Origin of the sequence: Fictibacillus sp. b24 (assembly GCF_030348825.1) — a bacterium.
GTDB lineage: Bacteria > Bacillota > Bacilli > Bacillales > Fictibacillaceae > Fictibacillus.
This window is the reverse complement of the sequence record NZ_JAUCES010000005.1, coordinates 2252263-2268053: the sequence shown is the minus strand read 5'-3', so window position 1 is coordinate 2268053 and position 15791 is coordinate 2252263. Positions and strand designations below refer to the sequence as shown.

General features: G+C 39.0%; 17 protein-coding genes. 15 read left to right on the top strand and 2 right to left on the bottom strand.

Annotation, left to right across the window (positions count from 1 at the left end; all coding sequences use genetic code 11):
- The first annotated feature begins 75 nt into the window (after positions 1–75).
- The 4 genes from QUF49_RS11660 to QUF49_RS11645 all read left to right on the top strand — a co-directional run bounded on the left by QUF49_RS11660 (position 76) and on the right by QUF49_RS11645 (position 2322).
- Entirely contained in the window at positions 76–594 is a 519-nt protein-coding gene (locus QUF49_RS11660; protein ID WP_289495797.1) for a YceD family protein, read from the top strand.
- A gap of 52 nt (positions 595–646) precedes the next feature.
- Positions 647–820: a 50S ribosomal protein L32 gene (gene rpmF, locus QUF49_RS11655; protein ID WP_066240492.1), complete on the top strand. Its 174-nt coding sequence runs from the start codon at positions 647–649 to the stop codon at positions 818–820.
- 82 nt (positions 821–902) lie between these two features.
- Entirely contained in the window at positions 903–1664 is a 762-nt protein-coding gene (locus QUF49_RS11650; protein WP_289495796.1) for an enoyl-CoA hydratase/isomerase family protein, read from the top strand.
- Between the two features lie 88 nt (positions 1665–1752).
- Complete coding sequence (locus QUF49_RS11645) at positions 1753–2322, top strand: RsfA family transcriptional regulator (RefSeq protein WP_289495795.1); 570 nt, start codon at positions 1753–1755, stop codon at positions 2320–2322.
- Positions 2323–2358: 36 nt separating this feature from the next.
- Here QUF49_RS11645 and QUF49_RS11640 read toward each other — a convergent pair whose 3' ends face one another.
- A complete protein-coding gene (locus QUF49_RS11640; protein ID WP_289495794.1) occupies positions 2359–2838 on the bottom strand; it encodes an N-acetyltransferase in 480 nt (159 codons plus the stop codon).
- Positions 2839–3005: 167 nt separating this feature from the next.
- Here QUF49_RS11640 and QUF49_RS11635 point away from each other — a divergent pair, with 167 nt between their 5' ends.
- The 11 genes from QUF49_RS11635 (at position 3006) to QUF49_RS11585 (ending at position 15364) form a co-directional block, all read left to right on the top strand.
- Entirely contained in the window at positions 3006–4349 is a 1344-nt protein-coding gene (locus tag QUF49_RS11635; protein WP_289495793.1) for an acetyl-CoA carboxylase biotin carboxylase subunit, read from the top strand.
- A gap of 21 nt (positions 4350–4370) precedes the next feature.
- Complete coding sequence (locus tag QUF49_RS11630; protein ID WP_289495792.1) at positions 4371–4583, top strand: acetyl-CoA carboxylase biotin carboxyl carrier protein subunit; 213 nt, start codon at positions 4371–4373, stop codon at positions 4581–4583.
- A 52-nt stretch (positions 4584–4635) separates the two neighbouring features.
- A complete protein-coding gene (locus QUF49_RS11625) occupies positions 4636–6174 on the top strand; it encodes an acyl-CoA carboxylase subunit beta (protein ID WP_289495791.1) in 1539 nt (512 codons plus the stop codon).
- 89 nt (positions 6175–6263) lie between these two features.
- Positions 6264–7151: a ketopantoate reductase family protein gene (locus tag QUF49_RS11620; RefSeq protein WP_289495790.1), complete on the top strand. Its 888-nt coding sequence runs from the start codon at positions 6264–6266 to the stop codon at positions 7149–7151.
- Between the two features lie 4 nt (positions 7152–7155).
- Complete coding sequence (locus QUF49_RS11615) at positions 7156–7539, top strand: DUF3397 domain-containing protein (protein WP_289495789.1); 384 nt, start codon at positions 7156–7158, stop codon at positions 7537–7539.
- An 80-nt stretch (positions 7540–7619) separates the two neighbouring features.
- A complete protein-coding gene (gene bshC, locus QUF49_RS11610; RefSeq protein WP_289495788.1) occupies positions 7620–9242 on the top strand; it encodes a bacillithiol biosynthesis cysteine-adding enzyme BshC in 1623 nt (540 codons plus the stop codon).
- A 128-nt stretch (positions 9243–9370) separates the two neighbouring features.
- Positions 9371–9802: a division/cell wall cluster transcriptional repressor MraZ gene (mraZ, locus tag QUF49_RS11605; protein WP_289495787.1), complete on the top strand. Its 432-nt coding sequence runs from the start codon at positions 9371–9373 to the stop codon at positions 9800–9802.
- A gap of 31 nt (positions 9803–9833) precedes the next feature.
- Positions 9834–10766, top strand: a complete 933-nt coding sequence (rsmH, locus tag QUF49_RS11600; protein WP_289495786.1) for a 16S rRNA (cytosine(1402)-N(4))-methyltransferase RsmH — start codon at positions 9834–9836, stop codon at positions 10764–10766.
- Positions 10767–10780: 14 nt separating this feature from the next.
- Positions 10781–11140, top strand: coding sequence for a cell division protein FtsL (gene ftsL, locus QUF49_RS11595; RefSeq protein WP_289495785.1), 360 nt, complete (start codon positions 10781–10783; stop codon positions 11138–11140).
- Between the two features lie 15 nt (positions 11141–11155).
- Positions 11156–13366 carry a penicillin-binding protein gene (locus QUF49_RS11590; protein ID WP_289495784.1) on the top strand — a complete coding sequence of 737 codons (2211 nt, stop codon included), beginning with the start codon at positions 11156–11158 and terminating at the stop codon, positions 13364–13366.
- Positions 13367–13429: 63 nt separating this feature from the next.
- A complete protein-coding gene (locus QUF49_RS11585) occupies positions 13430–15364 on the top strand; it encodes a stage V sporulation protein D (protein ID WP_289495783.1) in 1935 nt (644 codons plus the stop codon).
- Here the strand turns inward: QUF49_RS11585 and QUF49_RS11580 are convergent.
- Positions 15329–15586, bottom strand: a complete 258-nt coding sequence (locus QUF49_RS11580) for a hypothetical protein (protein ID WP_289495782.1) — start codon at positions 15584–15586, stop codon at positions 15329–15331. The two genes, QUF49_RS11585 and QUF49_RS11580, sit on opposite strands and share 36 nt — an antisense overlap.
- Between the last annotated feature and the right edge of the window lie 205 nt (positions 15587–15791).

Here is a 15791-nt window from a genome sequence, read left to right as displayed (position 1 = left end):
ACTGTAAAGATATAATATTGACATTTTATATTTTGACCGATATAATTACTACTGTTGCCTTGAGGTGATAAAGACATGAAATGGTCACTACAAGAATTAAAAAATTTTTACCGTAAACCGTTAACGTTTGAACAAAATGTTGATGCGAGCGGAGTGATGGAAAAAGACCCGGAGATCAGAAGCGTTGATCCTGTTCACGTAGAAGGACATGCAGATGTAACTCAGCAAAAAGCCACTTTTTACTTAAACATAAAAGGAAAAATGGTGTTGCCATGTGCCAACACATTGGTAGATGTGGAATTTCCATTCTCGGTAAAAACAACGGAAATTTTTGTTTTCGATCCGAACTATACGGAATACGAAGATGAAGAAAGCCTTCACAAAGTTGAAGGACATTACGTTGACCTTCTCCCTGTCATCGAAGAGCATATTTTGCTTGAAAAACCGTTGAAAATTACGGCTGCTGATGTGACAGACAGTCCGGCTCCTAAAGAAGGAAAAGGATGGCAGAGGGTTACGGAAGAAGACATGAAAAACCGGGTTGACCCGCGTTTAGAAGGTCTAGCTAAATTTTTTGACGAAGACAAAAAGTGAAAGAATAGGTTATAATGATTCTTTCTAGAACCTTTAAGGAGGTGGATACAAAATGGCAGTACCTTTTCGCAGAACTTCTCAAACTCGCCAAGCGAAGCGTCGTACACACTACAAGCTTTCCATGCCTGGTATGGTAAAGTGTCCACAGTGCGGAGAATACAAGTTATCTCACCGCGTTTGCCGTGAGTGTGGATCTTACAAAGGAAAAGAAGTAGTAAGCAAGTAATGAAAAACAGGGAGCTATAGGCTTCCTGTTTTTTCATATACATAAAAATAGAAGCGCTTTCTTTGAATTGGAGGTGTATGAGTTGAGTGAACAGCCAGTATTATGGGAGAAAAGGAATGGAATTGGGTGGATTACCTTGAATCGGCCAGAAGTTAGAAATGCTATCAATTTTGAAGTGATGAAGCTTCTAACTGATTTTTTGAATGCAGCCAAGCAGGATAATGATGTGAAAGTCCTCGTCATCACAGGAGCGGGTACAAAAGCGTTCTGTTCTGGAGGAGATTTAAGTGCTTTCCATTCTCTTAAGACTGAAGAACAAGCATATGGAATGCTTTCTAAAATGGGAACTGTATTAGATGAACTGTTTTTCTTTCCAAAGCCTACCGTTGCTTTAATAAACGGATCGGCGGTTGGCGGCGGCTGTGAAATTGCCGCTGCATGTGATGTAAGACTTGCGCGAGCTGAAGCAAAAGTAGGATTTATCCAAGGTCGTTTAGGCATCACAACAGGTTGGGGAGGCGGAAGTTATTTGCTAGAGAGAATGGGGCAGACTGAAGCGATGGATCTTTTATATAGCTCTACCCCTGTTACAGCCAAGCAAGGAATGGACCGCGGATTTATTCAATACGTGATAAAAGGAAACAGCTTAAAAGAAACAGAGCGGTTTTTACAGCGATATATACAGCAGCCTCTCGGAGTGATCACCTCTTATAAATCATTGCAGCTTCAAAGATATGATGGAGCCAAAATCAAAAAAAGTGTACAGCTGGAAATTGAGCGATGTGCAAGACTGTGGGCTTCTGATGATCATCATAAAAGAGTAGAGGCGTTTTTAAATAAATAAGTTTTCCCTCATTTTAGTAGAATAAAAAGTCTATCTTTTCTAGCACTAGCATATTCTTATTACAAACCACTAAAATGGGGGGATCTAAATGACAAATTTGCGCCAGGATGCCTGGACAAAAGACGAAGATGCAATTCTTGCAGAAGTTACACTCCGGCATATACGAGAAGGCAGTACACAGCTAGTTGCTTTTGAAGAAGTAGGAGAGAAGTTAACAAGAACGCCAGCTGCTTGCGGATTCAGGTGGAACTCACTTATACGAAAACAATATGACAAAGCGATTGCAGAGGCAAAAAAAGTTCGAAAAGAACGCAATAAAAGAAAAGTGAAACAGCATCTTTCTACAATAGAAGAAAGTGTTGCAGCTCATCACAGCCATTCCAATAACAGCAATCCAAATGAGAAGCCACTTACATTAAATGAAATCATACTATTTTTACAGCAGCTTCAAATCGAAGAACCTTCGGCAAAAAACTTAGAAGCCGAAAACAGTGCGTTATTATCAAAGCTTCAGCAATTAAAGAAGGAAAACGGCAACTTAAAAAGCAAACTTAGTAAAGTAAATAAAGAATATGAGACAGTTAACAGGGATTATAAAGAAGTTTTGCAGATTATGGATAGAGCGAGGAAACTCGTAGAAGTACCAGTAAGAAATTAAAAAAGATGGCGATTTCGCCATCTTTTTTTAATGCTTTTATGCAAGGCGTTGTTCACTTACACCTGTAGGATACCAAACATAAGGATTCTGACCCCGATCGCGATCTTGATTATACGTTACAGCTTCAAAGCCCATCTTTTCCCAGAAACCGCCTGATTGCTGTCGGCCATTCGTTTTGATTGGAAGCTGGAATGTTTTTGCAAACTCTACTAATGCCTTACCAAGCCCTTTTGTTTGATGGTGGGGCAATACCTCTAGTTTCCAAAGCTCCAAATAATCCTGAGGAGGATCAAAATACTGATCGTAAGCAGCTTCAATTTGATATAAGCTCATGCGTGCCACTAGTTTATCACCATAGTAAATTCCGTAGAACGGAGATTCACTGTCGTTTTCAATCATATTTTCTTGAAGATCCTCGAGCATTGACAGCTCTTGAACACCATATTCTTTAAAATGTTTAAACTCTTCAAGCGTTTTATAGTTAACTAATAATTTTTTTACTTCATACTTTGACATCTTCTCTCCCCCAGTCATCCTGTACTTTTCTCTATAGTTATAGTATATACTAATTATGCAAAAAATTCTTTAAAAATAAAATATTCGTTTAGTTTACGCTTACAAAAAAGGATATTTGGCTTTTTTGTCGAAAAACGTAATGTTGACAACAAGGAAGGAGGATTAACATGAAAAAAATCTTAATTGCCAATCGTGGGGAAATTGCTCTTCGAATTATCCAAACGTGTAAAGAAATGAACATTGAAACAGTAGCTGTATATTCTGAAGCAGACAAAGACCTCCCTTTTGTAAAAGCTGCTGATGAGGCTGTACATATTGGTGAACCACCGGTTGCCAAATCCTATCTGCAGAGTGATGTTATCCTTGAGGTCGCACTCAAACATAAGGTAGACGCCATTCATCCAGGATATGGACTTTTATCTGAAAATGATGAGTTTGCCAGAAAGATAGAGGATGCGGGTATCACATTCATAGGTCCCTCACCTCAGACGATTGAGTGGATGGGCGATAAAATTATGGCAAGAAAAACGATGCAGCAAGCAGATGTTCCGATTGTTCCTGGAACGATTGAGCCTATAGAAGATGTAGAAGATGGGGTCAAACTCGCTGAACAGATCGGTTATCCTGTTATGCTTAAAGCCAGCAGCGGCGGTGGCGGAATTGGAATGGTAAAGTGCCTGAATAACGAAGATCTTCGCAAGCACTTTGTATCTTCACAGCAGCGTGCCAAAAATTACTTTGGTTCTGGCAGAATGTTTATTGAAAAATGTATCGAGAATGCAAGACATATAGAAGTTCAAATTATGGGTGATTCACATGGGAATATCGTTCATCTCTACGAGCGGGATTGCAGTGTTCAGCGCCGTAACCAAAAAGTAGTTGAAGAATCACCATCACCATTTTTGACACAAAGTCTACGCTCAAAAATTACGGAATCAGCGGTGAAAGCGGCTAAAGCAGTAAATTATGTAAATGCAGGAACGGTTGAATTTGTTGTTAGTGAAAACGGTGAGTTTTATTTTTTAGAAATGAACACTAGACTTCAAGTAGAACATCCTGTTACAGAAAGTATTACGGGTCTTGATTTAGTAAGATGGCAGATTCAAGTTGCACAAGGTGAAAAGCTGCCACTGACACAAAATGAGATTGTGAGCAAAGGTCATGCAGTGGAGTTTAGACTTTACGCTGAGGATCCAATAACTTTCTTTCCGTCACCTGGCAAAATCGAGGAACTTCTTTGGCCGCAAATGGACAATGTAAGAATAGATACAGGTTATGAAAGCGGAAATACGGTTACACCTTTTTATGATCCTATGATTGCTAAGATTATTGTAAGCGATTCCAATCGTGAGGGATGTATTAAACATGGTGTTGAATTCTTTGAAAAGCTTGAAATAAACGGGCTTAAAACAAATGCCCCACTTTTTCAAATGCTGTTAAAAGAAGAGGATTTTGTAAAAGGCGACTATACGACAAGCTATTTAAGCAAACGAACAGTAAGTAAATCGTAATTAGAAAAAGGAGAGAGAGAAATGAAAGAAATTACAGCATCTATGGCAGGTACAGTATGGCAAGTATTGGTAAGTGAAGGTGAAGAAGTAACTGCGGGTCAAACCGTTATTATCTTGGAGTCTATGAAAATGGAAATCCCAGTTGATGCTGCAGACGGCGGAACTGTAGAAAGTGTTAAATTTGCATCTGGAGATTTTGTTAATGAGGGCGATGTACTCGTTACATTAAAATAATAGCTCTGCACAAATTCTGAGCGAGCGCTCACTCTCTTAAAGGAGGTATATCATGGTTACAAAATTAGAAAACCAACTAAAAGAAAAAATCGAACAAATCGAAGCAGGCGGTGCACAGAAGTATCACGAGAAAAACAGTTCTCAAAATAAGATGTTTGTGCGTGATCGACTTAATCTGCTTTTTGATAACGGTGAATATACAGTAGAAGATGCTAAATTTGCGAACAACCAAGCGGGCGATCTTCCAGCAGATGGAGTTGTAACAGCAATCGGTAAACTTGGCGGAAAAACAGTTTGCGTAATGGCTAATGATTCGACTGTAAAAGCTGGCTCCTGGGGAGCGCGAACAGTGGAAAAAATTATCCGAATTCAGGAGACTGCTCAAAAGCTAAAAGTGCCGATGTTATATTTAGTTGACTCAGCAGGTGCTAGAATTACCGATCAGATTGATATGTTTCCAAACCGCCGTGGAGCAGGTAAGATTTTTTACAATCAAGTGAAAATGTCTGGCATGATTCCCCAAGTTTGTATTCTGTTCGGTCCATCAGCCGCTGGTGGAGCTTACATCCCGGCGTTTTGTGATATCGTAATCATGGTTGATCAGAATGCATCCATGTATTTAGGAAGCCCGCGTATGGCCGAAAAGGTAATCGGTGAAAAAGTAACACTGGAAGAAATGGGCGGAGCAAGAATGCATTGTTCAATAAGTGGATGCGGAGATCTTTTAGCTGCAAACGAAACAGAAGCGATTGAAGAAGCTAGACGTTACCTATCTTACTTCCCTAGCAACTACAAGCAGAAAGCTCCTGTTTCCGAAGCGCTTCCTCCTAAAGCAGGCAGAGAGTTAGAAGCGATTGTTCCAGAAAATCAAAACGTACCATTTGATATGTATGAGTTTATCGACGGTCTTATTGATGAAGGAAGTTTCTTTGAAATGAAAAAGTTATTCGCGCAAGAAATCGTAACTGGTTTTGGCCGTATTGACGGAAAGCCTGTAGGCATCATTGCAAACCAGCCTAAAGTAAAAGGCGGCGTATTGTTTGTTGATTCTGCTGATAAAGCAGCTCGTTTTATAACGCTTTGTGATGCTTTCTCAATTCCTCTCCTTTTCTTATCAGATGTTCCAGGCTTTATGATTGGAACGAAAGTAGAACGAGCTGGGATTATACGTCATGGAGCTAAACTGATCGCGGCTATGAGCGATGTAACCGTTCCAAAAATTTCAGTTATTGTTCGAAAAGCATATGGAGCAGGTCTTTATGCGATGGCTGGTCCTGCTTTTGAACCAGATTGCTGTATTGCGCTGCCAACGGCGCAAATTGCTGTTATGGGACCGGAAGCTGCAGTAAATGCAGTATACTCAAACAAGATAAATGAAATTGAAGATGTAAAAGAACGGATTCAATATGTTCAGCAAAAGCAGCAAGAATACAAAGAACACATTGATATTTATAAGCTTGCATCTGAAATGATCATTGACGATATCGTTTCACCTTCTTCATTGCGAGACGAACTTACGAATCGTTTTGCTTTCTATGAAAACAAAGAGATGATTTTTAGTGAGCGTAAACACCCTGTTTACCCAGTTTAAACGAAACCCTCCCGCAAGTACGGGAGGGTTTTTTGAATGTTTCATATATATGGTAATATCAAGATAATCAAACGGCTATGGGGGTTGCTATGAAGGTAAGTATAATTGGTGGCGGGGCAATAGGCTTGTTGGTCGCATATTTTTTAAAGATAAATAGAAAAGAACCTGTTATCTATACACGAAGCGCTGAACAGGCTGAAGAGCTAGTGAAGTTCGGACTCACCTACAAAAACTTACATGGTGTAAAATCAAACGTCAGAGTTGAAGCAAAGCCTATTGAAGAATTTAGCGGGAACGAACTGGTTTGTATAATCTCAGTTAAGCAAACAGCAATTAAAGATCTAAAGTGGCTAGAAGATTATAAAGAGATTTCGTACCTCTTTTTACAGAATGGTATCAGTCATCTTTCTTTTATAGACAAATTGCCTCACAAACAAGTATGTGTAGGTGTAGTGGAACATGGAGCTGTAAAAGAAAATCATACAACTGTTCATCATTTGGGAGAAGGAAGAATTAAGCTGGCTTCCTATCGAGGGGATTCTCATTATGAATGGAAGTCGCTGCTAAACTCAAATACTTCACCTGTAAATTTAGAAGAAGAATGGGAAACGATGGTGTATGAAAAATTAATTATGAATGCCTCTATAAATCCTTTATCAGCTATTTTAAGAATAACGAATGGGGAACTGCTCACGAATGAATATGCATTTTCTATAATGAAAAAGCTGTATGAAGAAGCTGTTACCGTTTTGAATTTAATCGATCGACGCGAAGACTTATGGAAGGAATTGCTAATCCTTTGCAGAAATACATCATTGAACCGCTCCTCGATGTTAAAGAGTGTGGAAAGCGGTCAGCAAACGGAAATAGACAGCATAACGGGTGAAATTATCAATCGAGGGATCAGCCTTAAGATTGACACCCCCTATTCTCGGTTTGTATATGAAGCTGTAAAAGCATTGGATTGGAGAGGATGAATGATTGATTAGTATATTAGGTGCGATTATTGCTACGTTAATAACCGTTCCTTACATCGTCTTTTTTCTTGTTAATAAGAGTATATATAAGCTTACGAAAAAGAAAAGTAAGGCCTTTAAGGCGGGTATTGACAGTACAACATTTTTTTTGTTTTTCACAATTGAAAGAATGACAGTTGAGATCTGGGGCCAATCTTATTATGAGATCCTTCTCTTATTATTTTTATCAGGCTGTTTATTGTTTACATATGTTATTTGGAAATATGAGTTTGACCTATCCATTGGCAAAATTTTAAGGCTTAATTGGCGTTTGCAGTTTCTTATTCTAACTATCGGCTATTTTTCATTAATGTCTTATGGTATCGTTTCACGGATTTTGGACATTTAGAGCAAATCTTTTTTTGTCATTAACATTTCTTTGCTATACTCGTTAAGGATGTAATTGATACGAAGAAAGGAAGTACATAAATGAGACTGGAGGAAATGCAGCTTCATACATCACCTTTTCTTGAAAGGTACTCCAACGGAGATTCGGAAGTTGTCCGTTTTTTTGATTATAAAGCACATCATGATAAACATGAATGGACGAAACGACAGCAGGAATTGAAGCGTTATTCATTTCCGAGGCAAGGACTAACAAACTATTTGTCTTCTTATAATGATAAAATAGGCTCTTCGTCTAAAACTTTGGACCATATACAAAAACTGAATTCACCTGAAAGTTTAGCTGTTGTTGGTGGACAGCAAGCAGGTCTCCTTACAGGACCGCTTTTAGTTATTTATAAGTGCATTAGTACAATTCAATTAGCAAAACAAGCTCAAAAAGAACTTAACGTGCCGGTTGTTCCGATATTTTGGATCGCGGGTGAAGATCATGATATGGATGAAATTAATCATGTAATGGTACCGAAGAATAACACGGCTAAAAAAATATCTTTAAAAGCAGCTTCATCTGTTAAATCTTCCGCATCAATGTGGGGTTGGAACAAAGAAGATGTTAAGCCGTGGCTAAAAGAAGTATTTCGTGCTTTTGGTGAGACGGCATATACGAGTGATTTTTTAGCTGAGACAGAACGAATATTAGAGAAGTCTGATTCTATTGTTACTTTTTTTGCTCAACTGCTTTCCAAGTGGTTTGCAGATGAAGGTTTAATTCTTTTAGATTCTGGCGACCCGGAATTCAAGAAACTTCAATCCCATATTTTAAAAGATATGATCATTAAAAACAGAGATATTGATGGAGCTTTTATTTCTCAAACGAACGAACTTAACAAAAGCGGATACCGTGATCCGATAGAAATTCAAAAAAACAATGCTCATTTGTTTTATACGAAAGATAATGAAAGAATCCTTTTATATCGTTCTGAAGATGGCTTTTCATCAAAAGAAAACGATTTTTCAATCTCTGAGGCAGAACTTTTAGAGGAAGCAGTGAATCATCCTGAGAAATTCAGCAACAATGTTGTAACACGTCCTTTGATGCAAGAATTTATGCTGCCCGTTCTATCCTTTGTTGCAGGCCCAGGTGAAATTGCCTATTGGGCGGTGCTAGGGAAGGTATTCCATCAATTTAATAGAAAAATGCCCATATTAACTCCAAGGCTGTCTTTTACGCTTGTAACGAATCGCATCCTCGAGTTGATGAATTCTAAAAAGTTAACAGTGAAACAGGTTTTAGAAAATGGAACAGATGATTTCAAAAGAGAATGGTTTGCTAGTAATAGACCGATTGAAACGAATGAATCCATTGAATCTGTCAAAGCAGAATTTACTTTCTCTTATGGAAAACTTCTAAAATTGGCAGAAGAAATTGATTCGAAACTCCTTCCTGTTGCAGATCATAATCTAAAGAGAATCCTTTCAGAAATCGACTATATCGAGCAGAAGATGGAACAGCGTGTTCGGAAAAAAGTTAAAGAGCCACTAGCTGAATTTGACGAGATCATGCTTCAATTAAAACCTACTGGGATCTTGCAAGAAAGAATTTGGAACATCTACCAATTCACGAATGAAATCGGGCCACAACTCATAAAACAACTTCTACAATACCCTTATGAATTCAATGGAAAACATAAAATCATCTACTTATAAATAATAGAAAATTTTTTAGAAAAAATCCTGTGGTACAGCAGGATTTTTTTTTTTGTACACGAATAATACTTGTAGTGGTGAAAAGTGGAGCGTTGTGGTAGATTTAGGGGAGAAAGTGGGGTGATCATATGTTCATGGGAGAGTATCAGCACAACATCGACGAAAAAGGACGTATGATCATCCCCTCCAAGTTTCGTGAAGAGCTAGGCACAGAGTTTATTTTGACTCGCGGGTTGGATCAATGTGTATTCGGCTATCCTTTAAGTGAGTGGAAAGTGATCGAAGAAAAACTTAAAAGCTTGCCATTTACAAAGAAGGATGCACGTGCATTTACACGTTTTTTCTTTTCTGGAGCTGCTGAATGTCAGCTTGATAAACAGGGAAGAGTGAATATTGCATCTCCACTCAGAGATTATGCAAAACTAGAAAAGGATTGCGTAGTCATAGGTGTCTCGAATAGAATTGAAATTTGGAGCAAATCGATTTGGGAAGAATACTTCTCAAAGTCAGAAGACTCTTTTGGAGAAATTGCAGAAAGTCTAATGGACTTCGATTTATAGCCCTTAAGTTTACAGCAGAAAGGAATTTTCCATGTTTGACCATATAACTGTTTTAAAACAAGAATCTGTAGATGGTTTGCACGTTAAACCAGATGGTATTTATGTTGATTGTACGATGGGTGGGGCAGGTCATAGTGCTCTAATTTTGTCTCAATTAGAAACTGGCCATTTATATGCCTTTGATCAAGATGACAAAGCTATTGAAAACGCGCGTAAGGTACTGAAGGAACATGAAGGTAAGTTTACGATTGTTCGCAGCAATTTCCGTTACATAAAAGAAGAGCTTGCTAACCGTGGCATACATAAGGTGGATGGAATCCTTTTTGACCTAGGTGTCTCATCCCCGCAACTAGATGAAGCGGATAGAGGATTTAGCTATCAGCATGATGCTGAACTTGATATGCGAATGGATCAGTCAAGTGAACTTACAGCAAAAGAAGTGGTAAATGAATGGTCGTTTAATGATTTGATGAAGATTATCTCGAGATATGGCGAAGAAAAATTCGCTAAACAGATCGCTCGGAAAATCGAAGCGGCAAGAGAGAAAAAAGAGATTCAAACAACTGGAGAACTTGTCGAAATAATAAAGGAAGCGATTCCTGCTCCTGCAAGGAGAACAGGCGGACATCCTGCAAAACGGACATTTCAAGCCATTCGTATTGCTGTAAATGATGAGTTGAACGCCTTTGAAGATGCACTTCAAGACTCTATTGAACTGTTAAATGTCGGTGGAAGGATTGCAGTCATCACGTTTCATTCGTTAGAAGATCGTGCGTGTAAAAATATACTCAAAAAGGCTAGTACAGGCCCGGAATTACCTCCAGGGCTACCGGTCATACCTGAAGAATTCAAACCTGAATTAAAGCTCATTACAAGAAAACCGATCGTACCTACAGAAAACGAGCTTGAAGAAAACAGAAGATCACGTTCTGCGAAATTGAGAATTGCTGAAAAACAAAAATAGAGAGGAGAGCTAAAGTGAGTAATTTAGCCTATCAAGTTCAGAATCAACAAATGCAACGACAGCCTGAAAGAAACCCAAAACCGGTTCAGCAGCCATCCCGTAAATTATTTACAAAAGGTGAAGTGATTTTATGGGGGGCTATGGGCGTTGTATTAGTAGCAGGATTAATTTGGCTCATTTCTCTATATGCTTCTGTCTATCAAGCATCTGCAGAAGTTGTGGCGACTCAAAATAAAATCTCAGCTGAAACAAAAATTGTTGAAGATTATCACCTGCAAGTGACAGAACTGAGCAATCCAGAACGAATCATGAAATTAGCGAAGGAACAAGGGTTCATCTTTGACGATAAGAATGTAAAAGTGGTCCAGGACTAAAAAGCAGGTGTTGTTATGAAATTAAAAAGAAAAAATGTTGGAGCAGGTATTCTTATGGTTTTGTTTACCGTGCTCTTTTTTGTATTAACGAGTAAGTTTTTTCTCGTAGCTTCTTCTCAATCAGCAGAAGGGGTGGATTTAATTGAATATGGAAAAAGGAAATGGATGAAAAGCGATGTTCTAGATGCAAAGCGTGGAACGATGTTCGATCGAAATGGTGAAGTCATCGCGCAGGATATCCCTTCCTATAGTGTTATAGCTATTCTGGATAAAAACTACCCAAACCACATTAAAGATCCAGAAGAAGCTGCAGAAAAATTATCTGAAGTCTTAGACACAGAGAAAGATGATCTAGAAGCTTTATTGAGCAAAGAGGGAAGATTTCAAGTAGAGATTCCATCTGGTAGAAAAGTATCTTACCGGAAAAAAGAACAGATCGAAAAGATGAAAATTCCAGGAATTGATTTTTTGAGAGAGTCTAGAAGATATTATCCTAATCAATCCTTTGCTGCTCATGTTCTAGGTTATACAGGTAACGGAGAAAACGGAGTTCAAGCAGGATTGATGGGACTTGAAAAATCGCTGGATAAATATTTGCAGGAAAAAGACGGAAAGATTACCTTTTTAGGGGATGCTTTTAGCCGAGCGATACCTGCTAATAAAGAATCGATTACGCCGCCAAAACATGGTCAGGATGTTTACTTAACTCTAGATGAAAAAATACAGCTCTATCTAGATGAGGCTATACAAGAAGCAGCTAAAAAATATAAGCCAGAAAAGATAACAGGAATCGTTGCGGATCCAAAAACGGGGCGAATTCTCGCAATGAGTAACTCCCCAAGTTTTAACCCAAACAAAAAGGATATTAAGAACTATACGAACTTTGCTGTATCTTATCCGTTTGAGCCAGGTTCAACGATGAAAATCTTTACTTTAGCTGCAGCAATACAAGAGGGGAAATATAACGGGAACGATGTTTTTCAATCTGGTTCATACAAGCTTCCGAATATCAGCAGACCTATTTATGATCATAATAGAAGAGGGTGGGGTACGATCACCTATAACGAAGGGGTTCAGAACTCTTCTAACGTTGCCTTTTCAAAGCTTGTACGTGAAAAACTAGGTTATGAGAAATATAGAAGCTATATCTCTAAATTTGGATTGGATCAAAAGACCAATATTGATCTTCCTAATGAAAAAAATGGCTCAATCCTTTATAACTATGAAATTGAAAAAGTGACAACCGCTTTTGGACAAGGAACAACGATTACACCGATTCAGCAGATTCAAGCGGCAACCGCAATTGCTAATAACGGAAAAATGATGAAGCCGTATGTAATCGACAAAATCATGGATCCTGAAACAAAAAAAACAGTTATGTCAAATGAACCTAAAGTTGCGGGCAATCCAATATCTGAACAAACTGCTAAACAAGTAAGAGATATATTGGAAACAGTTGTTACGGATGGAACAGGTAAGCCTTATATGATCGACGGTTATAGTGTCGCAGGAAAAACGGGAACTGCACAAATCGTAGGAAAAGATGGAAAGTATATCTCAGGCTGGGGAGAGAATGTTTTTTCTTTTCTTGGAATGGCACCAAAAGATGATCCGAAACTATTAGTATATGTGGCTGTTGAGCGGCCTAAGGTTGAATTCCCTGAAATGGGTTCAACGCCTGTTGCTAATATCTTTACGAGTGTTATGAAAAGCAGTCTTCAATACTTAAACATTCAGCCTGAAGCAAAAGATAAGAACAATTCTGTTAAAGCTAAAAAGTCTTACGGAAAAGAATTGCCTGATTATACAGGTCAATCTGCAAAAGAAGCAAAAACAGAGCTGGAAAAGCTGGGTATGGAAGTCTCTGTGATCGGTTCTGGAGATGAAATTACGAAGCAGGAACCATATGAAGGTGCTTATGTCATGAAAGGCGAACGGGTAATTCTGAGAACTTCAGGTGATGCAAAAATGCCTGATGTTAAAGACTGGTCTTACATGGATATTTTAAGGATCAGTAAACTTCTCGGTGTGAAAGAAACGATAACAGGCAGCGGATTTGCTGTTAAACAAAGCATCAAACCTGGAAATCCTGTTAAGGAAGGGGACTTCTTCGTAGTTCAGCTCGAACCGCCAATGGAAACTGAACCAGAAACAGAAGAGAATAAACAAGAAAGTGATAATACGTCCGAAGAGAATACAGAAGAAGATCTGCCAATAACTGACTAATTGTTCTAAGCGCTTGTGTACAAGCATATATTTGAAACGAACCATACAAGGGAGGTATTGTGTGTGCGAGTTTCAAATGTTACAGTACGCAGGCGCTTAATTTTTGTTCTTGTATTTGGACTAGCTTTCTTTTTTGTCATTTCTGTGAGACTCGGCTATGTTCAATTTGTATTAGGAAATATGCTGACTGACCAAGCCCTCGATTCTTGGAGCAGGGATATTCCTTTTGAACCAAAGAGAGGAAAAATCCTGGACCGGAATGATGTAGTACTAGCCACAAATATTAGTGCTCCAACTGTTTTTGTAGTTCCTAGACAAATAAAAGAACCGGATGATACGGCAGAAAAGCTGGCTGCCATGTTAAATATATCAAAGACAGAAGTTTATCAAAGGATCACCAAAAAAGCGTCTATCGTTAGGATAGATAATGGCGGCCGAAAAATCAGTAATGAAAAAGCCAAAGAAGTAGAGGCATTAAACCTTCCGGGTGTCTTTGTTGCAGAGGACAGCAAGCGCCATTATCCGTACGGCTCATATCTTTCGCACGTGCTAGGGTTTGCAGGTATCGACAGCCAAGGACTTACAGGACTTGAATTATATTATGATGAGCAGTTGAACGGTGAAAAAGGACATATATCATTCTTCTCTGATGCACGTGGACGGCGTATGCCTTCTCTATCTGATAAATATGAAAAACCAAAGGATGGTTATGATCTTAGGCTCACGACAGATTCTCGCGTACAAACCATTATTGAAAGAGAACTCGATATCGCACAAGCGACGTATAATCCTGATGGAGCAATAGCCATTGCTATGAATCCAAACACTGGGGAAATCCTTGGGATGAGCTCGAGGCCTGATTTTGACCCAGAAGAATATAAGCGTGTTTCACCTGAAGTGTATAACCGGAACCTGCCTGTTTGGGCACAATATGAACCAGGTTCTACATTTAAGATCATTACGCTGGCAGCAGCACTTGAAGAAGGAAAAGTGGACTTAGAGAAAGACCATTTCCATGATCCAGGATCGATTGAAGTAGCTGGAAGGAAGCTGAAGTGCTGGAAAGCAGGAGGGCATGGCAGTCAATCCTTTTTAGAAGGAGTACAAAACTCGTGCAACCCTGGATTTGTTATACTTGGACAGCGGTTAGGCAAAGATAAACTGTTTGATTATATAAAAGACTTTGGTTTTGGAGAAAAGACGGGTGTCGATTTAGCCGGTGAAGGAAGAGGGATTTTATTCTCTTTAGATCGTGTAGGACCACTTGAGCTAGCAACTACGGCATTTGGCCAAGGTGTATCGGTTACACCGATTCAGCAAGTAGCAGCAGTTTCTGCGGCCGTAAATGGTGGCTATTTATACGAACCATATATAGCTAAAGAACTTGTGGACCCTATAACAGGAAAAGTTGTCAGTAAGCAGACTCCTAAACTAAAAAGAAAAGTTATTTCTGAAGAAACATCTAAAGAAGTAAGACATGCTCTTGAAAGTGTAGTAGCACAGGGAACGGGGAAAAATGCATTTGTAGATGGTTACCGTGTTGGTGGAAAAACAGGTACTGCTCAAAAAGCTGAGGGCGGAGTTTATTTAAAGAACAATCATATCGTTTCATTTATCGGTATGGCTCCAGCCAATAACCCAGAGATCGTTGTATATGTAGCGATTGATAACCCTAAGGAAACCTTGCAGTTCGGTGGAATCGTAGCTGCTCCAATCGTTGGGAATATAATTGAAGACAGCCTATCTGCTATGGGAGTTAAGAAGCAGAAAGGTCAGATTGAAAAGGAAAAAACATGGCTTGATGCAACTGAAGTTGTCGTTCCAGATCTGGTTGGCAAAGAAACAAAAGATCTTACAAATCTATTGTACAATTTAAAAATTGAAACTTCCGGAAAAGGCAGTTACATCGTACAACAAGCTCCCCGAGCAGGAGTAAAGCTTGAAGCAGGAAAGACCATTCGTTTATTTTTGGGTGACAAAAAAGACGTGGAAGATTAAAATAAAGGATGGACACATAGCCAAGCGCGGAATCTTGCCTTGGCTTATTTTTCTTAAACGCTGTTTATTTTGTGGGTTTGTTTTCGTAAAACAGTGATGTTCTTGGAAGTGGTTGATTTCCGTTTCAGGTGCTCGCTTTCCGCGGGGCAGGCGGTGAGCCACATTCGTACGTTTCACGTTTAAGTGTCTCACCTGCCCACCTGTCCCGCAGGAGTCTCGCACCTTTCACTCCAATCAACTTGCATTAGAAGCGAAAGTACAGCATTCACCACACTCGTGCTAGAAAAATTGGCTGCAATGTTCTAAAGTAGATGGAACAAAAGAACCTTGGCAGTCAGTCCGCAAAATAGGAGCGGACATTATTAATAATGAAATGAAAACAGATCCATTTTAAAAGTACTTTTTAACGATGATTAGAGGAGAGATC

Excerpts from the sequence above, each read along its gene's own strand:
- QUF49_RS11590 (WP_289495784.1), top strand. The coding sequence starts at position 11,156 with ATGAAATTAAAAAGAAAAAATGTTGGAGCAGGTATTCTTATGGTTTTG.
- QUF49_RS11630 (WP_289495792.1), top strand. The coding sequence starts at position 4,371 with ATGAAAGAAATTACAGCATCTATGGCAGGTACAGTATGGCAAGTATTG.
- bshC (WP_289495788.1), top strand. The coding sequence starts at position 7,620 with ATGAGACTGGAGGAAATGCAGCTTCATACATCACCTTTTCTTGAAAGG.
- QUF49_RS11625 (WP_289495791.1), top strand. The coding sequence starts at position 4,636 with ATGGTTACAAAATTAGAAAACCAACTAAAAGAAAAAATCGAACAAATC.
- QUF49_RS11620 (WP_289495790.1), top strand. The coding sequence starts at position 6,264 with ATGAAGGTAAGTATAATTGGTGGCGGGGCAATAGGCTTGTTGGTCGCA.
- QUF49_RS11645 (WP_289495795.1), top strand. The coding sequence starts at position 1,753 with ATGACAAATTTGCGCCAGGATGCCTGGACAAAAGACGAAGATGCAATT.
- rsmH (WP_289495786.1), top strand. The coding sequence starts at position 9,834 with ATGTTTGACCATATAACTGTTTTAAAACAAGAATCTGTAGATGGTTTG.
- QUF49_RS11660 (WP_289495797.1), top strand. The coding sequence starts at position 76 with ATGAAATGGTCACTACAAGAATTAAAAAATTTTTACCGTAAACCGTTA.
- rpmF (WP_066240492.1), top strand. The coding sequence starts at position 647 with ATGGCAGTACCTTTTCGCAGAACTTCTCAAACTCGCCAAGCGAAGCGT.
- QUF49_RS11640 (WP_289495794.1), bottom strand. The coding sequence starts at position 2,838 with ATGTCAAAGTATGAAGTAAAAAAATTATTAGTTAACTATAAAACGCTT.
- mraZ (WP_289495787.1), top strand. The coding sequence starts at position 9,371 with ATGTTCATGGGAGAGTATCAGCACAACATCGACGAAAAAGGACGTATG.
- QUF49_RS11635 (WP_289495793.1), top strand. The coding sequence starts at position 3,006 with ATGAAAAAAATCTTAATTGCCAATCGTGGGGAAATTGCTCTTCGAATT.